Origin of the sequence: Eubacterium limosum (assembly GCF_000807675.2) — a bacterium.
GTDB classification, from domain to species: domain Bacteria; phylum Bacillota; class Clostridia; order Eubacteriales; family Eubacteriaceae; genus Eubacterium; species Eubacterium limosum.
The window spans coordinates 2048144-2065785 of the sequence record NZ_CP019962.1 but is presented as its reverse complement, the minus strand read 5'-3'; the positions used below and the strand labels follow the sequence as shown (position 1 = coordinate 2065785).

The following is a 17642-nucleotide window of genomic DNA, read 5'->3' as shown; positions in this document are numbered from 1 at the left end:
TTCTTCCAGATGGTAAAAACCCATTGACACCGGGAGGCTCTTGATAAGTTTTTTATTTTTCGCTATTTTGCAGTGCCTCCTTTGAGAATCGTCCTTGCTTCTTTCGCTTGCCAGTACTTTCTTTAAATTGAACCAGCCCCTCCATGTATCATGAGCGGCTCACTGTAAAGATAAAAAAAGGAATACATTTTGCGTATTCCTTCCTGTGCTGTAAACTGAAAATTAATTTTGTATTTGACTGATGATTAAATTAATATTTTCTTCAACAGGCTTTCTAACATCTACCCGTATGACAGGACAGTCCATAGATTGCACCCACTCCTCAACAGTGTACTCTGTTCGGGATTTAACAAAATCAAAGGAACCTTCTTCCTTTCTATGTAAATCTCCTCCTGACAGTATTCTATTACCGAATTTTTGAAAAGATCGGTTTCTTACTCGTTGTAATCGAATATCTCTTGGAACATCAATCAATACAATGTATTGAAAAAAGGAATATATAACTTCTCCATAATCCCCTTTTACAGAAGCAAGGACAAAATTGCCATGTGCTCTAATCTCGTTAAGAAGAATTTTTTGGACTTCTTCATGCGTGCGTTGAGATGAATAGATATAATACTGGTCTGTCATGTAAAAAGATAGTTTTTCAATATCAATAAAATAAAATTTTAGTTTTTCAGCAAGCGCCTTCCCAAGTGCACTCTTTCCAGTTCCATTTAAACCACAGATAATAATTCCTGTTCCCACAGATCCCCCCTGTTAGTTTTAATTGCTGCCAGATCCAAATTTTCAAATACATTGAGACGGTAGGTCTGCCTGTTGACCATAGTATATCATTATTTAATGATTTTTACTGTACCGGTCACATCATTTTTCAAGTGTCCGTTATCATTAAACTACAAAGAAAAAACAGTCCGGTTGGTATGCTTAATTATAATCGTTTTGAAGCGATTTATTTTATATTTTTTAGTCATTTTTTAAATTAACACCATTTGATAATAAATGTATTAAACTTGTATATCTGATACTTATTCGTAACTTATTACAAATTTTTAACCATATAGCAAAAAAAGTAAAATAATTATGTTGGCTTACATAATTTTTTCAGGCGATAACCAATTATCATTACAGTCTGTTCAATCGTTGAGCTTCTGCGTTCTTCTGATCTTTAGTTTCGTGAATATAAGTATCATATGTTGTTGATATGTTTCCATGTCCTAGTCACTGACTTATAATATTTATATCCACTCCTATCTTTAATGCTCTATTAGCAAAAGTATATCTTAACTGGTGTAATGTCATATTTTTATTTATCACGGCTTTTTTAGCATTGATCCTATAGCTCAATTCCCACTTGAGCGCAAACAGTTCTCCTCGTCTCAGTCCTGTATGAACTAAAAAAAGATTAAGTATCCATATAAATGAATTGGATTTCTAGTCTTGTTCCTTTGATCTACAAGCTTCTCTATTCTCAAACTCTCATCTTCTTCTAGCATCTCTATTTTTTCAACTGGTTTGAAATGACTTTTTTGGTAATCTAACGTTTGTTATTGGACTTTTATCGACATCACCTTCCATATAAGCATATTTGAAAACTTCATCTAACAATTGCTTTATTTTTTACCGTTGAAAATGATAATATTTCGTTCTCCTGGTTAATTAAATCTTGTATTTGCCGTAAAGCAACTTCATTTATTGAGGCATTTTCAAATTTTCTTTTTAGATGCGTTAGATATATAATTTCAACACGATCAAAAAAGCCTGAATTTAATGTGCAGTATCTTGCATTAAAAAGACAATCTTATAGATCATTATTAAATAAATTTTTTTTATAAACTTAGAATTGGATTTAATTTTTAGTTCTTTAAATTTTTTCTTTGCTTCAGCTCGCGTTTTTTCTTGGTTTATTTGCATAAAATCACTTTCTTTACATAAATAAAGAGATACCTTTTATTTGATAACATAATTATTTGCTATTTTGAGGTTAATAAAGAATCTGTTTTCCCTCATTTTTCTTAAACCGTTGGTCAAGACATTCTGGGTTTGTTACGTAACCTCTCCCCAATTTAACTACTGGTAATATTCCTGCATTAAGCAATTTGTTTAACTTAGTTTCACCAAATGAAAAAATCTTCAAAAATTCTTTTTAGTAATTATAGAATATTCCATTTTTTACACCTCACACTTAAATCGCTAACAAATCCTAAAAAGGATATCGATGAATAACTTCAATGTATATTTCGATCTTCTCCAATAAAAAGACAGATTAACTTTTAGGATAAAAAGCTAATCTGTCAACTCTATTTACGATTTAGTTTTTAATAAAATATTTTTCTAACAAATGGATAAAAAATGGTCAATTTTTGTATTTCGCGTATTATAAATAACTGTGGTTTAAAAAGCGTTTCAAATCCTTTATTTATGCAGGTTTAAGCGATACAGATGAAAATTGCTTAATACCCATTAATTCAGTATTTTTGTTCGACTCCACCGTCTCCACACTTCTGTTTTTAATTACCCGATCCACTGCTCCAAAATGTTGGTGAGCTTCTCCATATCAATGGGCTTTGAGATATGGTCGTTCATACCCACGCGCTGGGCCTTACCAATATCACTCACAAAAGCATTAGCTGTGAGCGCAAAAATCGGTATATCTGAGTCCGCCCGGTGCATCGCCCGTATTTTGCCTGTCGCCTCATAGCCGTCCATGACCGGCATTTGAATATCCATCAAAATCGCTTGGTAGTATCCAGGTTCTGACGCTTCAAACATCTCCATCGCCTGCTTTCCATTTTCCGCAGCTTCCACTAAAATTCCTTGCATTCCAAGGAGCTCGACGGCAATCTCACGGTTGAGGTCATTATCCTCGGCCAGTAAAACTCGTTTTCCCAAAAGCCCAGTATAGGTATCTTCTTCTCCGACATCCTCAATATCTGTCTTACCCGTACAGCAGAACAGCTGGAGCACATGCAGCATCTTAGATTTAAACAGTGGCTTGGTGATAAAGGCATCTGCTCCTGCGCGCAGAAATTCCTCTTCAATATCCGAAAAATCATAGGCGGAAATTATAATAATAGGCACCTCTTCTCCCATTTCCTCCCGGATCACTTTGACTGTCTCAAGGCCATCCATCTCAGGCATTTTCCAGTCTAAGATAACGGCAAAATAATCCTCGCCCCGGCCATGGGCGTCCTGAACGCTCTCAACCGCCTCGGCGCCGGATAAAACCCAGTATCCCCGCATTCCCAGCTCATTCAGCAGCAGCGCGGCATTTTCACATACGATCTGGTCATCATCCACCACCAGTACTGGCAGGCCTGCCAGCGCGACATCACTCTGCTCTTCCTCAATCTGCAGCTCCAGCGGCACCGTCACAATAAACTGGCTGCCCTTTCCTGGCTCGCTTTTCACATCAATGGTTCCATTCATCATATGAACGACATTCTCGGTAATGGCCATTCCAAGACCGGTTCCCTGGATTTTGCTGATACGCGAATCCTCAGCACGAGAGAAGGGCTCAAATACATGTGTAAGAAATTCCTGCTCCATACCGATACCATTATCTGAAAAAATAAATTCATACTGACCTTTTTTAGGAATAATCGAAGGCTTCTCATTAATCAACAGGGTGATCTTCCCGCCCTCCGGTGTATACTTGATGGCATTGGACAGCAGATTCAAAAAGACCTGCTGCAGGCGGTCGCCATCGGTGATAACCTTTTCGTGCTGCACCTGTCCGACAATCACTCTGAAATCATGCTTTTTCTCAGTCAGCAGCGCTTTACACATATCCGATGCTCCCTCAACAATCTCGGAGAGGTCAACGGCTTCAAGCGACAGATCAAGCTTCCCGCTCTCAATTTTTGACATGTCCAAAACCTCATTAATCAGGCTGAGAAGATGTCGGCTAGAGACATTAATCTTATTCAGGCAGTCCCCTACCCTTTCCGGGCTTTCCATGTTTACCCTGGCAATAGCCGTCATGCCCATGATCGCATTCATCGGCGTACGAATATCGTGAGACATGGACGACAGAAAGTCAGTTTTGGCCGAGTTGGCCACACGCACTGCCTGATAGGCGTCCTCAAGAGCTATACGCTGCCGTTGCTGTTCCTGTCTTTCCTCTGTAATATCCAGTCCTATACTGTAAAAGGAAGGGATACCATCCCAGCTATCCAAACCATCCACATAACACATGGTAATGGTCAGGATACGCTGTTCCCCTGACCTTCTTTTTATCCGAACCTCAAACACGGTATTCTTTCCTGTCGTTTGCGGCCCAGTAATAGCTTTTTTAACCCGGGCATGGTCATCTGGATGTATGTAGGTGCACTGGGAATGCAGCTCTTTTTCAAACTGCTCTTTGGTATAGCCAATCATGTCTAAAAAATCTGCCCCATACCAGAGAATGGTTTTGAAATCTCGGGCGTCCAGACGCACAAAGCCCCCGGGAATTGTTCTGAGCAGAGCTTCCCGCTCCCGGTCCTTTTTCGCAAGCTTATACTCTGCACTATACATATCGTGGGACAGCTCAATCCGGGCTTTATGTCCATACCAGTTCACAATCCGGTTTTTAATCATAAAGGTCCTATCCAAAACCGGGTTAAAAAATTCCCATTCATAAAAGGAATCCTCGGTTAAATAATCATTGGTACAGAATGGACAGGGTGCTGACCGCCCCTGTATCACCTCGTAGCATTTTCTTCCAATAATTTTTTCCATTGGCTGCTGCAGCGTTTCACAGGATACTCTGTTCACGTACAAAAGCTCGTAGGTAGACATATCACTGATATAAATATTGCCGACATATTCATCCATCATTAATTCAAAATAACGCATTCTCTGCTCCTGCAAAGAATACATATCTGTAACATCGACAAATACAGCGTTGATCACCGGTATATCTCCTTGACAGGTCTCTGCCATTGTCGCGGTTACCTGAAACCAGTTTTCTCTCATTGGAACAGGCATCCGACAGGTTGTCCTTACCCAGGTCTCACCCGCATCAAAAGCCTGAAACAATGTATTTTTAAGCATGCAAAAATCTTCAGGGTAGGCCTGATAGTAGTGCCTGAGGTTTGAAAACCGCGCCTGATATATTTCTTCTGTATAACCGGTAATGCAGTAAAACTCTGTGTTTGCCCAGAGCAGTGGAAGCTCTTCCCTTAAAAGGAGCCTGCATATTCCGATGCCCATGCTGTCCAACATCAGCTGCTCTCCTGATAACTCCGGCTTTATTTCATTTTTATCCTTCATAAAAATCATTCACTCCTTCATGGTCGCTCTTAATCATAATATCATCACTTGTTCATATTATATCTTAATAACTTTTTAAAATCAATCAATAGTCCAGTGTTACCGCTATTCTTTTGTGGATTTCCAACCCTCGGCTTTGCTTCCTACTATTTTTAAGAATAGAGCTTTTAGCGTGACCAATTTCAAAACTTCAATTTACATCTGTACAGCATTATGGTATAATCAATACGGTAAATTATTGTATAAAATTTGCTGTAATACGGTTGAATCGGCACCAAACAGGCTTTGGATTTATCCCGCCTGTTTTTTATTGCCGGAAGTTTCATTTTTTATTACTTTACAGGCGTATTTTTACTTGTATTTACACTGTTTTATGCTATAATAATAACCGTTTAAAATTTTGAAATTATTGTTAATCAAGGGAAGGTAACCATGGGAAAATATTACGAAAAAAAGACACTCATTGAGCAATTACAAAAGAAGGCCGTTGAATTAGGACGTGTACCAGCTTCTGAAGATATGATCGACCCACCGGCAAAAGCTTATCTTGGCTTTTTCAAAAAATGGGAAAAGGCCGTAAAAGCTGCCGGTATCAGCACTTCTGGCCTTAATCCAGCACCAGTCAAGGCGGAATCTCCTGTCATTCCCGAAATTGCTGAACCCGCCGAAGCCGTCGCCAATGACCCTGAACCTGTTGAAGATACTCCTTCCCAGGGTCGCCGCCGTTACTCTAAGAGCATCATCACTCAGATGCTGCTGGATGAGTTTAAACGCCTTGGCAAAAAGCCAACCCGTAAGGAAATAGACGCAAACAAAAATCTTCCAACAGTTTCGACCTGTCTCAACTATTTTGGCACGACCCGGATCGGTGATGTGTGGGATGAAATTTTAAAGGATCTCTAAAAAAGATGGTGTGCCAAAAGGACACACCATCTTTTTCCAGATAAAAACCCCTCCGCTGTATATGCGGAAGGGTTTTTTTAAATAAATTCAAAATCCTTCTGTCCAAATTCCTGGATCTCGTATTTTGTGGATTTTACATTTCTTTCCTGCTCAGCCTCCTCCTGGTTTTCCCAAGGAAGGACATCCCCCGGCTCCTTCAGGTATTCTAAAAGCTGCCAGATCCCCTCTCCGGTATAAGAGCTCACCGGAAAGATCGGGTCAGCGCCGGTCAGTTTAAGCCATTCGATGGCCTGCTCTGTATTGGCACAGGGATGGTCGATCTGCGTAACAATCCCAATCACCGGCCTGTTTGCCACAGGTGCAACGTTTGGCGGATATAAGGAATAGGGTTCAGTCGCATTAATTAAAAGTGCTACCACGTCCGCCTCGTAAGAATAGAGGGCCAGCGCCCGCGCTAGTGTATTGGTTTCGGCGTATTCGCCTGGTGTATCAATAATTACATCGAAGTGATTGACATACTGCGTTTTTTCATACTGAATGGTGTCACCCTTCAGTGCCTGGCGCAGCGTGGTTTTTCCGCATTCACTCCTGCCAACCAAAATCATCTTTTTCATAAAGTCGCCTTCATTCTATGTTGTTGTAATTTCGCAGATGGTAAAGCCCAATGTCCCCTGAAGGTAGCTCAAAATTGCATTGACTGCTGACTTAACATCGGAAATACGGCCTGTAAAGATTAAGGTGCCGCTGAAACGGTCAATAAAGCCCATATCAATCGGGGCGGTCTTGATGGCCATATCCCCTGCGATAACAGCAATTTCCGCCGGTGTCATGCTCAAAATACCAATGGCCGCCTTATTATAATCCACGCTTGGGTTTAAGCCCAGCTTCTGGTAAACGATCGGGTCTGGACCAGCGATAATATGTGCCAGCGTAACCTGTTTGCCCGGTACGGTTTCCTGTATGATACGAAGCTTGCCTTCGTTTGATCCCAGTATATTGTTCACATCCATTGAAGTCCCTCCTAAAAATCCCCATAACTTTTCATTCTTTTTTATTGTATTACTATGTATTGTAACATTTAATCTTTAAGCAAAACATGGAAATACTTGTTTGATAAAGCTATTTTTTGTATTTTAACCAAAAAAACACCCCCTGCTCAGGAGTGTTTTAAAGTCTTATTCGCCACCATTTAAATGCTCGCCGCCAAATTTTTTCCTCAGGACAATGATACCGCCAAATCCGACGATCACAAGGGCCAGACTGATCAGCTGGGCCACGCGCATGTTCATAAACATCAGGCTGTCCGTCCGCAGCCCTTCAATAAAGAAGCGGCCTACAGAATACAATGCGAGGTACAAAAACAGCAGCTCGCCGTTAACTTTTTTGAATTTCTTTTCATAAAAGAACAGGAATCCAAAAACGAGCAAATCCCAGATGGATTCATACAAAAAGGTGGGATGGACACGAATCATGCCCAAAATCGGGTCGTTCACCGTAATGGCCCAGGGCAGATCGGTAATAGTTCCGTGAGCTTCCTGGTTAAGGTAATTGCCCCAGCGCCCAATGGCCTGCCCCAGCGGCAATGCCGGAATCACCGTGTCCGCCAGCGCAAAGAAATTGATCTTTTTTACCCGGCACAGAATAATCCCGACGATCACTCCGGCAATAATACCGCCATGTATGGCCAGCCCGCCGGAGCGCGTCATGATAATTTCATTAAGGTGTTTTGAATAGTAGCCCCATTCAAAAATAACATAATAAAGCCGCGCGCCCACTATAATGGATGGAACTAGGAACAGAAAGAAATCCATGATGTCATCACTCTTAATGCCGTATTTCGCACTGCGCTTGACCGCAATCACCATCCCGATTACCAGGGCTGCGGCAATGAGGATTCCGTACCATTTCACCTCAATATTGAAAATCGTAAACGCTGTAGGGTTCGGTGTTGGCATGGCATTCCTCCAATAATTTTAATTTATTCTTTTTCCGGAAGGTCTCCAACCATCGGAAGCGGGCTTCCGTCGTCACAGATGGTCAGGTAATCAATCGTAGCGGTTTCCTTATCAACGATACAGGCCAGCTGTCCGTTGCGCGCACCGGCCGCGTTGCCTTCTTCAATGTCAATGTGCATTTCCATTTTGTGTTTATCCCCAACACGCACCAGCACATTATTGAAAATCAGGCCGCGAGGTCCCTTCAGACGAACCGAAACAATATCGCCGTCCTTCAGATTGTAGTTAGCGCCTTCTTCGGTGGATAAGTGGATATGTCTTTCAGCGACGATCATCCCTTTTTCCTTAACCACTTTGCCCTTTGGCCCGATAATGGTAAAGCCCGGTGTACCTTCCAGGTCACCAGATAAACGGATCGGAACCTGGTGGATTCCTAATTTAACACCGTCTGCGATGTTTAATTCCAGCTGTGTTTCTGGACGAACCGGACCCAGCACACGTACCCCTGCCAGTGTGTTCTTTGGCCCTACAATGTCGACCTTTTCGACCGCTGCAAACTGTCCAGGCTGAACCAGAAATTTTTTCGGTGTCAGTTCGTAGCCTTCACCGAATAAAGCTTCTAAATCCTCCTGGGACAAATGAATGTGTTTGTTTGATAATCCCAATGGTACTCTGCGTTCCATAAATACTAATCTCCTTTTCATTAACCATTAATTTTTAAGTTTCTCTACCTTGCTTTATTCTACCTAAAAATTATTCACTTGTTAATGCACTATTTTGTTCATTTTGCGCATTTCGCATTTTAAGGACTGCTACTATTTTGTCTTTTTTAACTTTTTGGTCATTTCCAGCATTTCGGCAGCATGATCAAGGGTCGTTTGGGTCACCTCTGCGCCGCTAAGCATCCGGGCCAGCTCATTCTGGCGTTCCCGTTCTCCAAGCGGTCCAAAATTCACCTCAACACTGTCGTCGGCCGATTTTTTCTCGACCAGAAAATGCTTATCCGCCATCGAGGCAATCTGTGGCAGATGGGTGATACAGATAATCTGGTGGGTCTTGCTGAGCTCAAAAACCTTCTCAGCCACTGCCTGAGCCGTCCTCCCGCTGATACCTGTGTCAATCTCGTCAAAAATCATGGTCTGGATCCGGTCGCGGTCGCCAAAAATACTTTTAATGCTGAGCATGATGCGGGAGATTTCCCCTCCCGAAGCAATTTTGCGCAGCGGCTTGGGCGGCACCCCGGGGTTAACTGAGATCAAAAATTCAACCTGATCCTGTCCCTTGGGTGAGATCAGCTTCTTTTCCTGGATGATCTGCACCTGTACTACGGTTTTTTCCATAGCCAGATCCTTCAATTCATGTTCAAGGGCTTCCTTAAATACCTGCCCGGATTTTTTGCGCATTTCATGAAGTGCGTTGGCCCTGCTTTCATAGTCTCTCAGAATTTTTTTATACTGCTTCTGAAATTTTTCGATCTGCTCATCGCGGTTCATGAGGCCAGAAAGCCGTTCTTCCAGCAGCGCGCCATAATCCAGAATCTCCTTGATCGAGCTTCCGTATTTTCGTTTGAGCCCGGTAATCACGCCCAGGCGTTTCTCCACTTCATCCAGATTATTCATGTCAAAGTCAATACCGTCAATATAGCTGCGGATTTCAAAAGACAGGTTCTCAAGCTCCTGATAAGCCGATTCCACCACAGTCTCATAGACCTTAAAGCCGCTGTCAATCTCCGAAATATTGCGTATACGGTCGCCCAGCTCGGTCAGCAACGCCAGGAGGGCGGTCTGGTAGGCGTTTTCGTCACCGTTTAAAACCTGGTAGGCTTCGTTGGCGCTTCTGAAAAGCTGCTCACTGTTGACAAGAATCTTTTTGTCACTCTCCAGGCTTTCCTCTTCACCGTCGATCAGCTTGGCGGCCCGAATTTCCTTAAGCTCATATAAGAACATTTCCTTCTGACGTTCCATTTCCCGCTCATCTTTTTCAAGTCCGCGGATTTTCTGGCTGAGCTCCTTAAGTCTCGCAGCGTCTTCCACCACAGCGCCCAGCAGTTCCCTGGCCAGATCCCCGCCAAAGTCATCCAGAAGATGCCGGTGGTTTTCCCGCTGAAACAGCGACTGATGCTCATGCTGTCCGTGGATATCAATCAGGTTGTCGCCGATGGCCCGGAGCTGTGTTACAGTAATGATCATCCCATCTGCCCGACATACATTTTTCCCCTTGGTATCTATCTCACGGGTCAAAATGAGGCGCCCATCCTCTGGCTCAATACCGAATTCGGCCAGCTTGGCGGCAACTGCCTGATTTCCGTCAATATCAAACAATCCCTGCACCACCATTTTATCCGCACCGTGGCGGATATTAGACTTGTTGCCCCGCTGCCCCAACAGTAGTGTAAGCGCGTCGATAACAATGGATTTACCGGCCCCGGTTTCCCCAGTGATCACATTGAGCCCCGGATCCAGGTCGATATTCAAAGCCTCGATCAGGGCATAATTTTTAATGACGATATTTAACAGCATAAAAACCTCTCCTGTGCTTTAAGTCTGTCGGCTATTTTATCCGACGCCATCAGGGCTTCATCAATTTTTTAAAGCGGCTTACGATTTCATTGACATCATCTTGTTCCCGGACGGCGACAAAAATGGTATCGTCTCCGGCTACAGTGCCAACTACTTCATTCCACTCCATGGAGTCAATGGCCAGAGCCGCCGCCTGGGCCATGGCAGGCAGTGTATGAATCACTACTAAAAAGGTCGCTGTATCTACTGTTAAAACAGATTCCCTGAAAACAGCTACCACACGCTCATCGTATATGGTACCCATATCTTTTAAGGAGGAATAATACTGGCGTCCGTCCTGCCCCATGACCTTAATAAGCTTAAGCTCCTTAATATCCCTCGAAATCGTAGCCTGAGTCACCTTGTAGCCACTCTGCTTTAAGTGCTCGGCCAGCTCCTCCTGGGTTTCAATCTGATTATTTTCAATAATTTCAATGATTTTAGTCTGTCTTGCTACTTTCACGGCAGCTACCTCCTGTCTTTATTGCTGATATTGCTGAGCACATCGTCAGAAAGCTTTTTCCTCAGACGATCGTAGAAATTCACATTGTTGAGCCGGACTAAATTGGCGGTATAGGGTGCTTTTTTCACCACAACCTCATCCCTCGCGCCAATGGGGATAATATTCTGTCCGTCAAAGCTCACAATAATATCCCGCTCGCGCTCATCAAAACGAATAGTGATATCTTCCTCTGCGGCTATCACATAAGCACGATCGTGGAGCCGGTGCGGACAGATGGGATTGACGATCATGACATCTGTTCCCGGAGCCACAACCGGTCCGCCGGCCGCCAGCGAATAGGCGGTTGAACCGGTCGGGCTGGCAATAATCAGCCCATCCGCTCTGAAAAAGTCGATCATGTTCTCGCCGTTCTTCCCTGCGTAGGCTTTAATGTCCATCATGCGAAACCCGGTATTTTTTACCAGAACATCGTTAAGGGCCAGAAAGGTCTCACTCTCACCATTCGGCCGATGAATACAGGAGGACAGCATCATACGCTTTTCAAGGAAGAACTCACCGTCGCACAGCGCCTCTAACAGATGCTCATAGTTAGAGGCTTCACCTTCTGTCAGAAATCCCAGCTTTCCAAGGTTAATGCCAAAAAGGGGCATATCGTAAATGCAGGAAGCCCTGGCAACAGACAGCAGTGTTCCGTCTCCGCCCAATACCACAATACAGTCCGGCTTTTTATAAAATTCATCCTTAGGATAGATGTGCACCCCAGGGTCTCCATCCGGCTCCATCTGATGATTGAGCAGAGCGACATGTATTCCCCGCCCTCTTAGATAGCGGATGCACTTCGCGGCCATTTCCACACTGTCGCTTTTATCGCAATTGAGATAGATGCCGACTTCATTCATCATTGCTTTCCCCATCCTTCTTACTGTACGCACTGTGAGCTGCATTAACCACCTGCTCAATCAATTGTTCCCGGTTTTCAAGCCCGGCAGTCTCAGTCTCTGTCAATTTCTCAACATAGCAGAGAAATTCGATGTTCCCTTTAGGCCCCTGTATTGGTGAATAATCCAATCCTAAAATCTTAAAATGCTTTTCCATAATCTGCATAAGCGTCCGATCCAGTACCTCTCGATGGATCTTTTTATCCCGGACAACACCGTTCTTACCCACCTTATCGCGCCCCGCCTCAAACTGCGGCTTAATAAGCCAGATACCTTTTCCGCCATCTTTTAAAAACAAACGGATCGCGTCCAGAAGCTTCGTAATGGAAATAAAGGAGACATCCATAACCGTTCCGTCCACATTATCCGGGATCGCATCCTTTTCCAGATTCCTGAAATTCGTGCGCTCCATGGACACTACTCGTTCATCTCCGCGGAGACGCCAGTCAAGCTGCCCGTATCCCACATCCACCGAGTATACTTTTGCCGCGCCATTTTGCAGCAGACAGTCTGTAAAGCCCCCGGTCGACGCGCCGATATCAAGGAAAATACCATCCTTTACCGGAAACGAAAAAACCGCAAGCCCTTTTTCGAGCTTGAGTCCTCCCCGGCTCACGTAAGGGATGGGATTGCCCTTGATCTCGATGACGGATGGGTCTAAGTCCACTGCCAGCTGTTCTCCCGCTTTATCCTTGACCTGGCCGCTCACCATGACCAACCCGGCCATAATTGCTTTTTTAGCCTTTTCCCGAGAATCAAAAAAGCCGTGATCAACGAGATATTTATCAAATCGTTCTTTTTTCATACATTCTACTTTCTATTTATAAAATGATACCGGTCTACCGGCATAATACTCCCAGCAAAACCGGGCTGTTATTCACAGCCCTTGAATAAAATCTTAACGGTCGCCACAGGCACCGAAAAGCCATGGATAATAGAGGTGCTGTTCTTCATTGCCAGGTCCTTGCCAAGAGCCTTACCGCCAACCGTCAGGCAGGCAATGCAGCCACTCATTACCAGACTCAAAATAACCGCGTTAAAGAGCGGATAAAAGCGCAGAAGCTGTGTAGCGATGCTGACGCCCGTAGCGCCACTGACAATGCCGCAGATATCGCCGATGACATCGTTGCAGACATTAGATACCCTCGGGGCATTCCTGACAAGTGAGACCGCGGTCTTAGCGCCCTTTAGTTTTTTGGCGGCCATAGCATTAAAGGGCTCAATATTAACGGCTGTCACGGCCACACCTACAATATCTGCCAATATCCCAAAAGCAATAATGGCAAATAAAATAAGAAAAGAAATCAGAAGGCCCGTATGGGCTAAAAGCGTATCTGAAATATAAGTGACCAGCATGGTCGAAAAGAAGGTTCCAATGGAAACTCCAATCACCCAATGGCGGTGCTTGCGCTCTTTTAATTCCTTTTTAGACAAATTTTTCTTGTTTGTTTTCATCAATTCTCCAGTTTTAAACTAAAAAGAAAGGAATTATGCGACGCATAATTCCTTCACATTCTTTCATGGGGTGGTAGCATAATGAGTAAACTTTGCGACATAGGTTCAGTAGGATTTCCCAAAACATGACTAAGACGTCGCCGTCAAAGCGGTTTCCCTTTACATGTAGTCTGCAGCGTCACCGGATGCAGGACTGAATTACCACTAAGTGTGCACTATAATCCCCACTATACCTCTTGCGAGCAGTCTAGGAGTTTTCCTCGACAACACCCATTGATCCTTAGCCTCTTTTGCAGATTAGGTTTCGAACGCAATATCTTATACTCTCCGGGCCCTGGAAATTATAAAACTGTCAGTCCATCCACCTAAGCCACTCAAGGCAGGCTACACTGTTTCAGCACTCCATTCCACTACAGAATGAAACACATTCACAGGTTTTCCCTATCATTAGACAGGTCTCCACGGAAGCAGGGTCAGAAGCCCACATGCCATTGCAGGTTGCCCCATCTTCCTTAACCCCCAGTGAACACCCCCAACTGGGCGTCAAAAGCATTCACAAGGGACTTCATCGATATGCCCTTCGACGGATTTTTAGGCCCGCCCTGGTGATCAACAGTGCCGACTAGAATACTGCACCACCTGTATAAGATTATATCACCTTCCTTTCTTTATCACAAGTGAAAAACTGTATAAATATGTAAAGATTAAACAATATTTAAGCTGCATTTCCCAAAAATCGTGAATATTGAGTGAATATGCGCCAGAGCATCTTCTAAAATCACATTCCTAATTAAAGGGAGCAGCTATGCTAAAGATGGCGGCGCTTTTTTACGGCCTTGTTTTCCAAAGCAGGGGCGCTTCCTTCATAAGGCACGAAGCCACAATGCCCAGAACACCTACTGCCACACAAAGCAGAAAAACATGATCTACCGACAGTGCAATGACTGCTTTGGCCTGCCCCAGCAGTATATTAAAACCATCGCCAAGGGCTGCCGGTATACCTGCGCGAATCTGGTCAACCGCATCTGCGTTGATGATAACCTGAGGGTTTTTCAGGAGAGCAGCAACGGTATCTGGAAGGCTGCCTGCATCCAGATTTGACATCCCCTTTGCCAGGCCTTCGTTCATGATGGCCCCGCACAGCGAAGATCCTACTGTCCCGCCAATATTTCTAAAAAACAGTACCGACGAGGTCACCGTTCCTATCTGAGGCGGTGGGCAGGCATTTTGAGCGTTGACATTTGCAATGGGCATGCTCATACCAATGCCAAACCCCAGGATCGACATATACGCGACCACTAGCACGTAAGGCGTGCCCGACCCAATACGCGAAAGCAGAAACGTCCCAAACAAAAGAATGACAAAGGATACGACCGACAATCTTGGCGCTTTTCCATATTTCGAAATCATTCTGCCTGTAAAATTACTGGCAATCAACAGGGCCAGCATCATAGGAATAGTCATAATGCCCGATACCGTTGCTGAAATTCCCATAACACCCTGGGCATAATATGGCAGATAAACAATGGCGGCAAGCATGACAAACTGAGCTAAAAAAGCGACCGCAAAAGAAAAGCTGATGGCCCGGTTAGTCAAAAATGATGGTGGTATAATGGGGTTTACAGCCTTTTTCTCATAAAAACCGAATCCGACCATCGCCAATGTCGAGAATAAAAGCGCCAGATTCATGGGAAGTGAAAACCAGCTAATTTCCTTACCTGCCAGGCTCAAAACCAGCAGCAGCGGAACCACTCCCACAGCTAACAAAAGGATTCCCGATACATCCAATTTTCCACGGTTGTTTTTAACTCCTGGAAGTGCTATACCAATCAGTACAGCGGCTGCAATACCAATGGGCAAATTCATATAAAAAATCCACCGCCATCCCAAATGATCTGCAAAAAAACCTCCGGCCAGAGGTCCTATGACACTGGCCAGTCCATACATTGATGAAACCATCCCCATATATTTCCCTCGTTTTTGAGGTGGAAATACATCTGCCACCACAGTAAATACGCTGGCTGCGATTAAACCTCCGCCAATCCCCTGAAGACCTCTGAATGTAATGAGCTGAAAAATATTCTGGGATATCCCGCAAATCATTGAAAACAGACTAAAAGCAATGATACCACCCATAAAAAGTGGCTTATGACCATAAATATCCGCAATACCGCCGCAGACTAACGTCGCCATGGTTGAGCAGAGCATGTAAGCTGTAAAGGGCCATGCGTAATAGGCCATGCCGCCTAAATCCTCAATAATAGGCTTCATCGCTGTGCTGACAACTGTCGAGTCAAGGGCCGCCAGCAAAAGGCTGACCATTACACCGATCAAAATCAGTGTGGTTGATGTATTTTCTGCTTTTTTCATTAAAATAAAATCCTTTCTTCATCTATTTAATACTAGTCTCAATGATACTAAAATTTCAAAAGAAAACCGCATCATAGGCGGATCAATCTCTTCTATACTACTATCAAATATACTATTCAGTTGAAAATAAACGGATAAACGGTAATGCCGGTCATCCGTAATAATTCTCTTTAAATTCTTTGATCCAGTCACAAAACAGCAGGTACATTCTCCGGTTCAAATCAATGACCGAAGTTCCCTGATAGACCAGAGGCGCCTTTGCTACTGCTTCCAGTCGGTGCGCTTTGTCAAAAAATGTCTGATATAATCGATCAAGCATTGCTTTTCCAGTCGCATCATCAAGTTTTTCGATGTTCGCGATAAACGCCGTAAAGGGCAGATAGACTGTTTCAGGCTTATCTATACATTTCTCCATCAAATCGAAAAAGTAGTCCTTTCCCTTTTCGTTTATGGTATAAATGGTTTTCTGCGGCATTTCCCCTTCCTTAACCACCTCTCCATCAATATATCCCCGATCGCAGAGCGTCACAAGATTTCGATAAATAGAAGGCGTACTGATCTTAGTCCACCGTTTGATATAGCGGCTGTCCATGACTTTTTGCATTTCATAAGCATTCATGGGCTGTTCCATTAAGACACCCAGAATCAATAAATTAACTGTTGACATCGCTTCTCCTTTGACGACTAGTATAGTTGAGACTAGTATCAGTATAGAGCTTTTTTTCACAAAAGTCAATACCCAATTCAGAGTGTGTCCTTCTACAAACATACTTAAATAGCTTCACCAATTTCATACAATGTGTTATAATAAGACTATAAAACATAATCGGAGGTGTAGCAAATGCGAATTTGTCCACATTGTCAATATGAAATGAATGAAAGCTTTGACATTAAAATTGACAGCTCAGGAAATGGCTTGAAAGTTACAAAAGAGGGTACTTTTGGCGAAATGATCGGAAAGCCAAAAGCTGCGGTCTGCCCAAAATGTGGCGAAATTTCAATCTATTTAGATGAATCTGACCTGGCCGGCATTGCACCTCAGAAAATAGAATACTGACATAAAATAAAAAGCAAATAAAGGCTTTTTCCCAAAAATCCTTATTTGCTTTTATTATCATGCTGTTTAATTTATTGTTCGTATTCGTGACTCAGAAGGAAGATCAAAATTATTTCCTCAGCATAGTTGATCATTTCTTCGGGGCACTGAGTTAGCGTATCCAGCAGATTTGTCTTTTTACTGCCATTTTCTGATCCATATAAAATGGCCTCTGCTGACATTTTAAGCACCTGAGAAAAACGGTTCAGACTCTTAAGCGAAAATCCCTTTGTTCCCAATTCTATATCTGTCAAAAATGTAGTGGAAACTCCTATTTTGCATGCCAGTTCTTCACGGCTCATTTTTAGAAGCGTCCGCTGCTTTCGGATTCTCAAACCAATGGCTTTATGGTTAAGTTCTTTCATTTCTGCGCTCCTTTCTTTCCTTAAAAGCTGTATCATCGGGATCCGAGGTCGCCTTTAGTTCTGTTACCACCGAAAGAATTTCCTTTTGAAATTCAGGTGTGGCCTGACTTAAATGCTCGAGAATTTCCTCAACAACTGCATTTTCTTTACTCACTGGAATCTCCTCCATTCATCAGGTCTAAGTATATGTATTTTATATTCTTTTTCGTTTATTAAATTCATTTTATATTAATTCACTCTGAATGTCAACTAAGTATTTAAAACACTGGTAACGGCAAAGCTT

17 protein-coding genes are annotated in these 17642 nt (G+C 43.3%); 2 read left to right on the top strand and 15 right to left on the bottom strand.

Annotated elements, in window-relative coordinates; translation table 11 throughout:
- Positions 1-222 precede the first annotated feature (222 nt).
- Together B2M23_RS09580 and B2M23_RS09575 are read right to left on the bottom strand one after the other, a co-directional pair.
- Positions 223-747, bottom strand: coding sequence for an AAA family ATPase (locus B2M23_RS09580; RefSeq protein ID WP_038352706.1), 525 nt, complete (start codon positions 745-747; stop codon positions 223-225).
- 1767 nt (positions 748-2514) lie between these two features.
- Entirely contained in the window at positions 2515-5256 is a 2742-nt protein-coding gene (locus B2M23_RS09575) for a response regulator (RefSeq protein WP_081571354.1), read from the bottom strand.
- Between the two features lie 432 nt (positions 5257-5688).
- On the opposite strand from B2M23_RS09575, the gene B2M23_RS09570 reads away from it, so the two are divergent.
- The gene (locus B2M23_RS09570) at positions 5689-6159 is read left to right on the top strand and encodes a homing endonuclease associated repeat-containing protein (protein ID WP_038352707.1); all 471 of its coding nucleotides are present in this window, start codon (positions 5689-5691) and stop codon (positions 6157-6159) included.
- A gap of 77 nt (positions 6160-6236) precedes the next feature.
- On the opposite strand, the gene B2M23_RS09565 is transcribed toward B2M23_RS09570, so the two are convergent.
- The 11 genes from B2M23_RS09565 to B2M23_RS09515 all read right to left on the bottom strand — a co-directional run bounded on the left by B2M23_RS09565 (position 6237) and on the right by B2M23_RS09515 (position 16565).
- Positions 6237-6773, bottom strand: a complete 537-nt coding sequence (locus tag B2M23_RS09565) for a EutP/PduV family microcompartment system protein (RefSeq protein WP_013381239.1) — start codon at positions 6771-6773, stop codon at positions 6237-6239.
- A gap of 15 nt (positions 6774-6788) precedes the next feature.
- Positions 6789-7169 carry a BMC domain-containing protein gene (locus B2M23_RS09560; protein WP_013381240.1) on the bottom strand — a complete coding sequence of 127 codons (381 nt, stop codon included), beginning with the start codon at positions 7167-7169 and terminating at the stop codon, positions 6789-6791.
- A gap of 165 nt (positions 7170-7334) precedes the next feature.
- Positions 7335-8114, bottom strand: coding sequence for a prolipoprotein diacylglyceryl transferase (gene lgt / locus B2M23_RS09555; protein WP_038352708.1), 780 nt, complete (start codon positions 8112-8114; stop codon positions 7335-7337).
- Positions 8115-8137: 23 nt separating this feature from the next.
- On the bottom strand, positions 8138-8797 hold the full coding sequence (gene pduL, locus B2M23_RS09550; protein ID WP_038352709.1) for a phosphate propanoyltransferase: 660 nt from the start codon (positions 8795-8797) through the stop codon (positions 8138-8140).
- Between the two features lie 132 nt (positions 8798-8929).
- Entirely contained in the window at positions 8930-10633 is a 1704-nt protein-coding gene (gene recN / locus B2M23_RS09545; protein ID WP_038352710.1) for a DNA repair protein RecN, read from the bottom strand.
- A 49-nt stretch (positions 10634-10682) separates the two neighbouring features.
- Positions 10683-11135: an arginine repressor gene (locus B2M23_RS09540; protein ID WP_038352711.1), complete on the bottom strand. Its 453-nt coding sequence runs from the start codon at positions 11133-11135 to the stop codon at positions 10683-10685.
- 5 nt (positions 11136-11140) lie between these two features.
- Positions 11141-12079, bottom strand: coding sequence for an NAD(+)/NADH kinase (locus tag B2M23_RS09535; RefSeq protein WP_227209041.1), 939 nt, complete (start codon positions 12077-12079; stop codon positions 11141-11143).
- Positions 12027-12878 carry a TlyA family RNA methyltransferase gene (locus B2M23_RS09530; protein WP_038352713.1) on the bottom strand — a complete coding sequence of 284 codons (852 nt, stop codon included), beginning with the start codon at positions 12876-12878 and terminating at the stop codon, positions 12027-12029. Before B2M23_RS09530 ends, B2M23_RS09535 begins: the two co-directional genes overlap by 53 nt.
- A 68-nt stretch (positions 12879-12946) precedes the next feature.
- Complete coding sequence (locus B2M23_RS09525; RefSeq protein ID WP_038352714.1) at positions 12947-13528, bottom strand: hypothetical protein; 582 nt, start codon at positions 13526-13528, stop codon at positions 12947-12949.
- An 828-nt stretch (positions 13529-14356) separates the two neighbouring features.
- Positions 14357-15898, bottom strand: coding sequence for an MDR family MFS transporter (locus tag B2M23_RS09520; RefSeq protein WP_038352715.1), 1542 nt, complete (start codon positions 15896-15898; stop codon positions 14357-14359).
- A 151-nt stretch (positions 15899-16049) separates the two neighbouring features.
- A complete protein-coding gene (locus tag B2M23_RS09515; protein ID WP_038352716.1) occupies positions 16050-16565 on the bottom strand; it encodes a PadR family transcriptional regulator in 516 nt (171 codons plus the stop codon).
- 174 nt (positions 16566-16739) lie between these two features.
- Between B2M23_RS09515 and B2M23_RS09510 the strand changes: the two genes are divergently transcribed.
- Complete coding sequence (locus B2M23_RS09510; protein WP_038352717.1) at positions 16740-16955, top strand: hypothetical protein; 216 nt, start codon at positions 16740-16742, stop codon at positions 16953-16955.
- 71 nt (positions 16956-17026) lie between these two features.
- On the opposite strand, the gene B2M23_RS09505 is transcribed toward B2M23_RS09510, so the two are convergent.
- Both B2M23_RS09505 and B2M23_RS21155 read right to left on the bottom strand, forming a co-directional pair.
- Positions 17027-17359 (bottom strand): helix-turn-helix domain-containing protein, encoded by a 333-nt coding sequence (locus B2M23_RS09505; RefSeq protein WP_038352718.1) that lies wholly within the window; start codon positions 17357-17359, stop codon positions 17027-17029.
- The gene (locus B2M23_RS21155; RefSeq protein ID WP_167617838.1) at positions 17346-17513 is read right to left on the bottom strand and encodes a hypothetical protein; all 168 of its coding nucleotides are present in this window, start codon (positions 17511-17513) and stop codon (positions 17346-17348) included. Before B2M23_RS21155 ends, B2M23_RS09505 begins: the two co-directional genes overlap by 14 nt.
- Positions 17514-17642: the final 129 nt, after the last annotated feature.

Excerpts from the sequence above, each read along its gene's own strand:
- recN (WP_038352710.1), bottom strand. The coding sequence starts at position 10,633 with ATGCTGTTAAATATCGTCATTAAAAATTATGCCCTGATCGAGGCTTTG.
- B2M23_RS09520 (WP_038352715.1), bottom strand. The coding sequence starts at position 15,898 with ATGAAAAAAGCAGAAAATACATCAACCACACTGATTTTGATCGGTGTA.
- pduL (WP_038352709.1), bottom strand. The coding sequence starts at position 8,797 with ATGGAACGCAGAGTACCATTGGGATTATCAAACAAACACATTCATTTG.
- B2M23_RS09525 (WP_038352714.1), bottom strand. The coding sequence starts at position 13,528 with ATGAAAACAAACAAGAAAAATTTGTCTAAAAAGGAATTAAAAGAGCGC.
- B2M23_RS09530 (WP_038352713.1), bottom strand. The coding sequence starts at position 12,878 with ATGAAAAAAGAACGATTTGATAAATATCTCGTTGATCACGGCTTTTTT.
- B2M23_RS09570 (WP_038352707.1), top strand. The coding sequence starts at position 5,689 with ATGGGAAAATATTACGAAAAAAAGACACTCATTGAGCAATTACAAAAG.
- B2M23_RS09565 (WP_013381239.1), bottom strand. The coding sequence starts at position 6,773 with ATGAAAAAGATGATTTTGGTTGGCAGGAGTGAATGCGGAAAAACCACG.
- B2M23_RS09575 (WP_081571354.1), bottom strand. The coding sequence starts at position 5,256 with ATGAAGGATAAAAATGAAATAAAGCCGGAGTTATCAGGAGAGCAGCTG.
- lgt (WP_038352708.1), bottom strand. The coding sequence starts at position 8,114 with ATGCCAACACCGAACCCTACAGCGTTTACGATTTTCAATATTGAGGTG.
- B2M23_RS09505 (WP_038352718.1), bottom strand. The coding sequence starts at position 17,359 with ATGAAAGAACTTAACCATAAAGCCATTGGTTTGAGAATCCGAAAGCAG.
- B2M23_RS09560 (WP_013381240.1), bottom strand. The coding sequence starts at position 7,169 with ATGGATGTGAACAATATACTGGGATCAAACGAAGGCAAGCTTCGTATC.
- B2M23_RS09515 (WP_038352716.1), bottom strand. The coding sequence starts at position 16,565 with ATGTCAACAGTTAATTTATTGATTCTGGGTGTCTTAATGGAACAGCCC.
- B2M23_RS09510 (WP_038352717.1), top strand. The coding sequence starts at position 16,740 with ATGCGAATTTGTCCACATTGTCAATATGAAATGAATGAAAGCTTTGAC.
- B2M23_RS09535 (WP_227209041.1), bottom strand. The coding sequence starts at position 12,079 with ATGCAGCTCACAGTGCGTACAGTAAGAAGGATGGGGAAAGCAATGATG.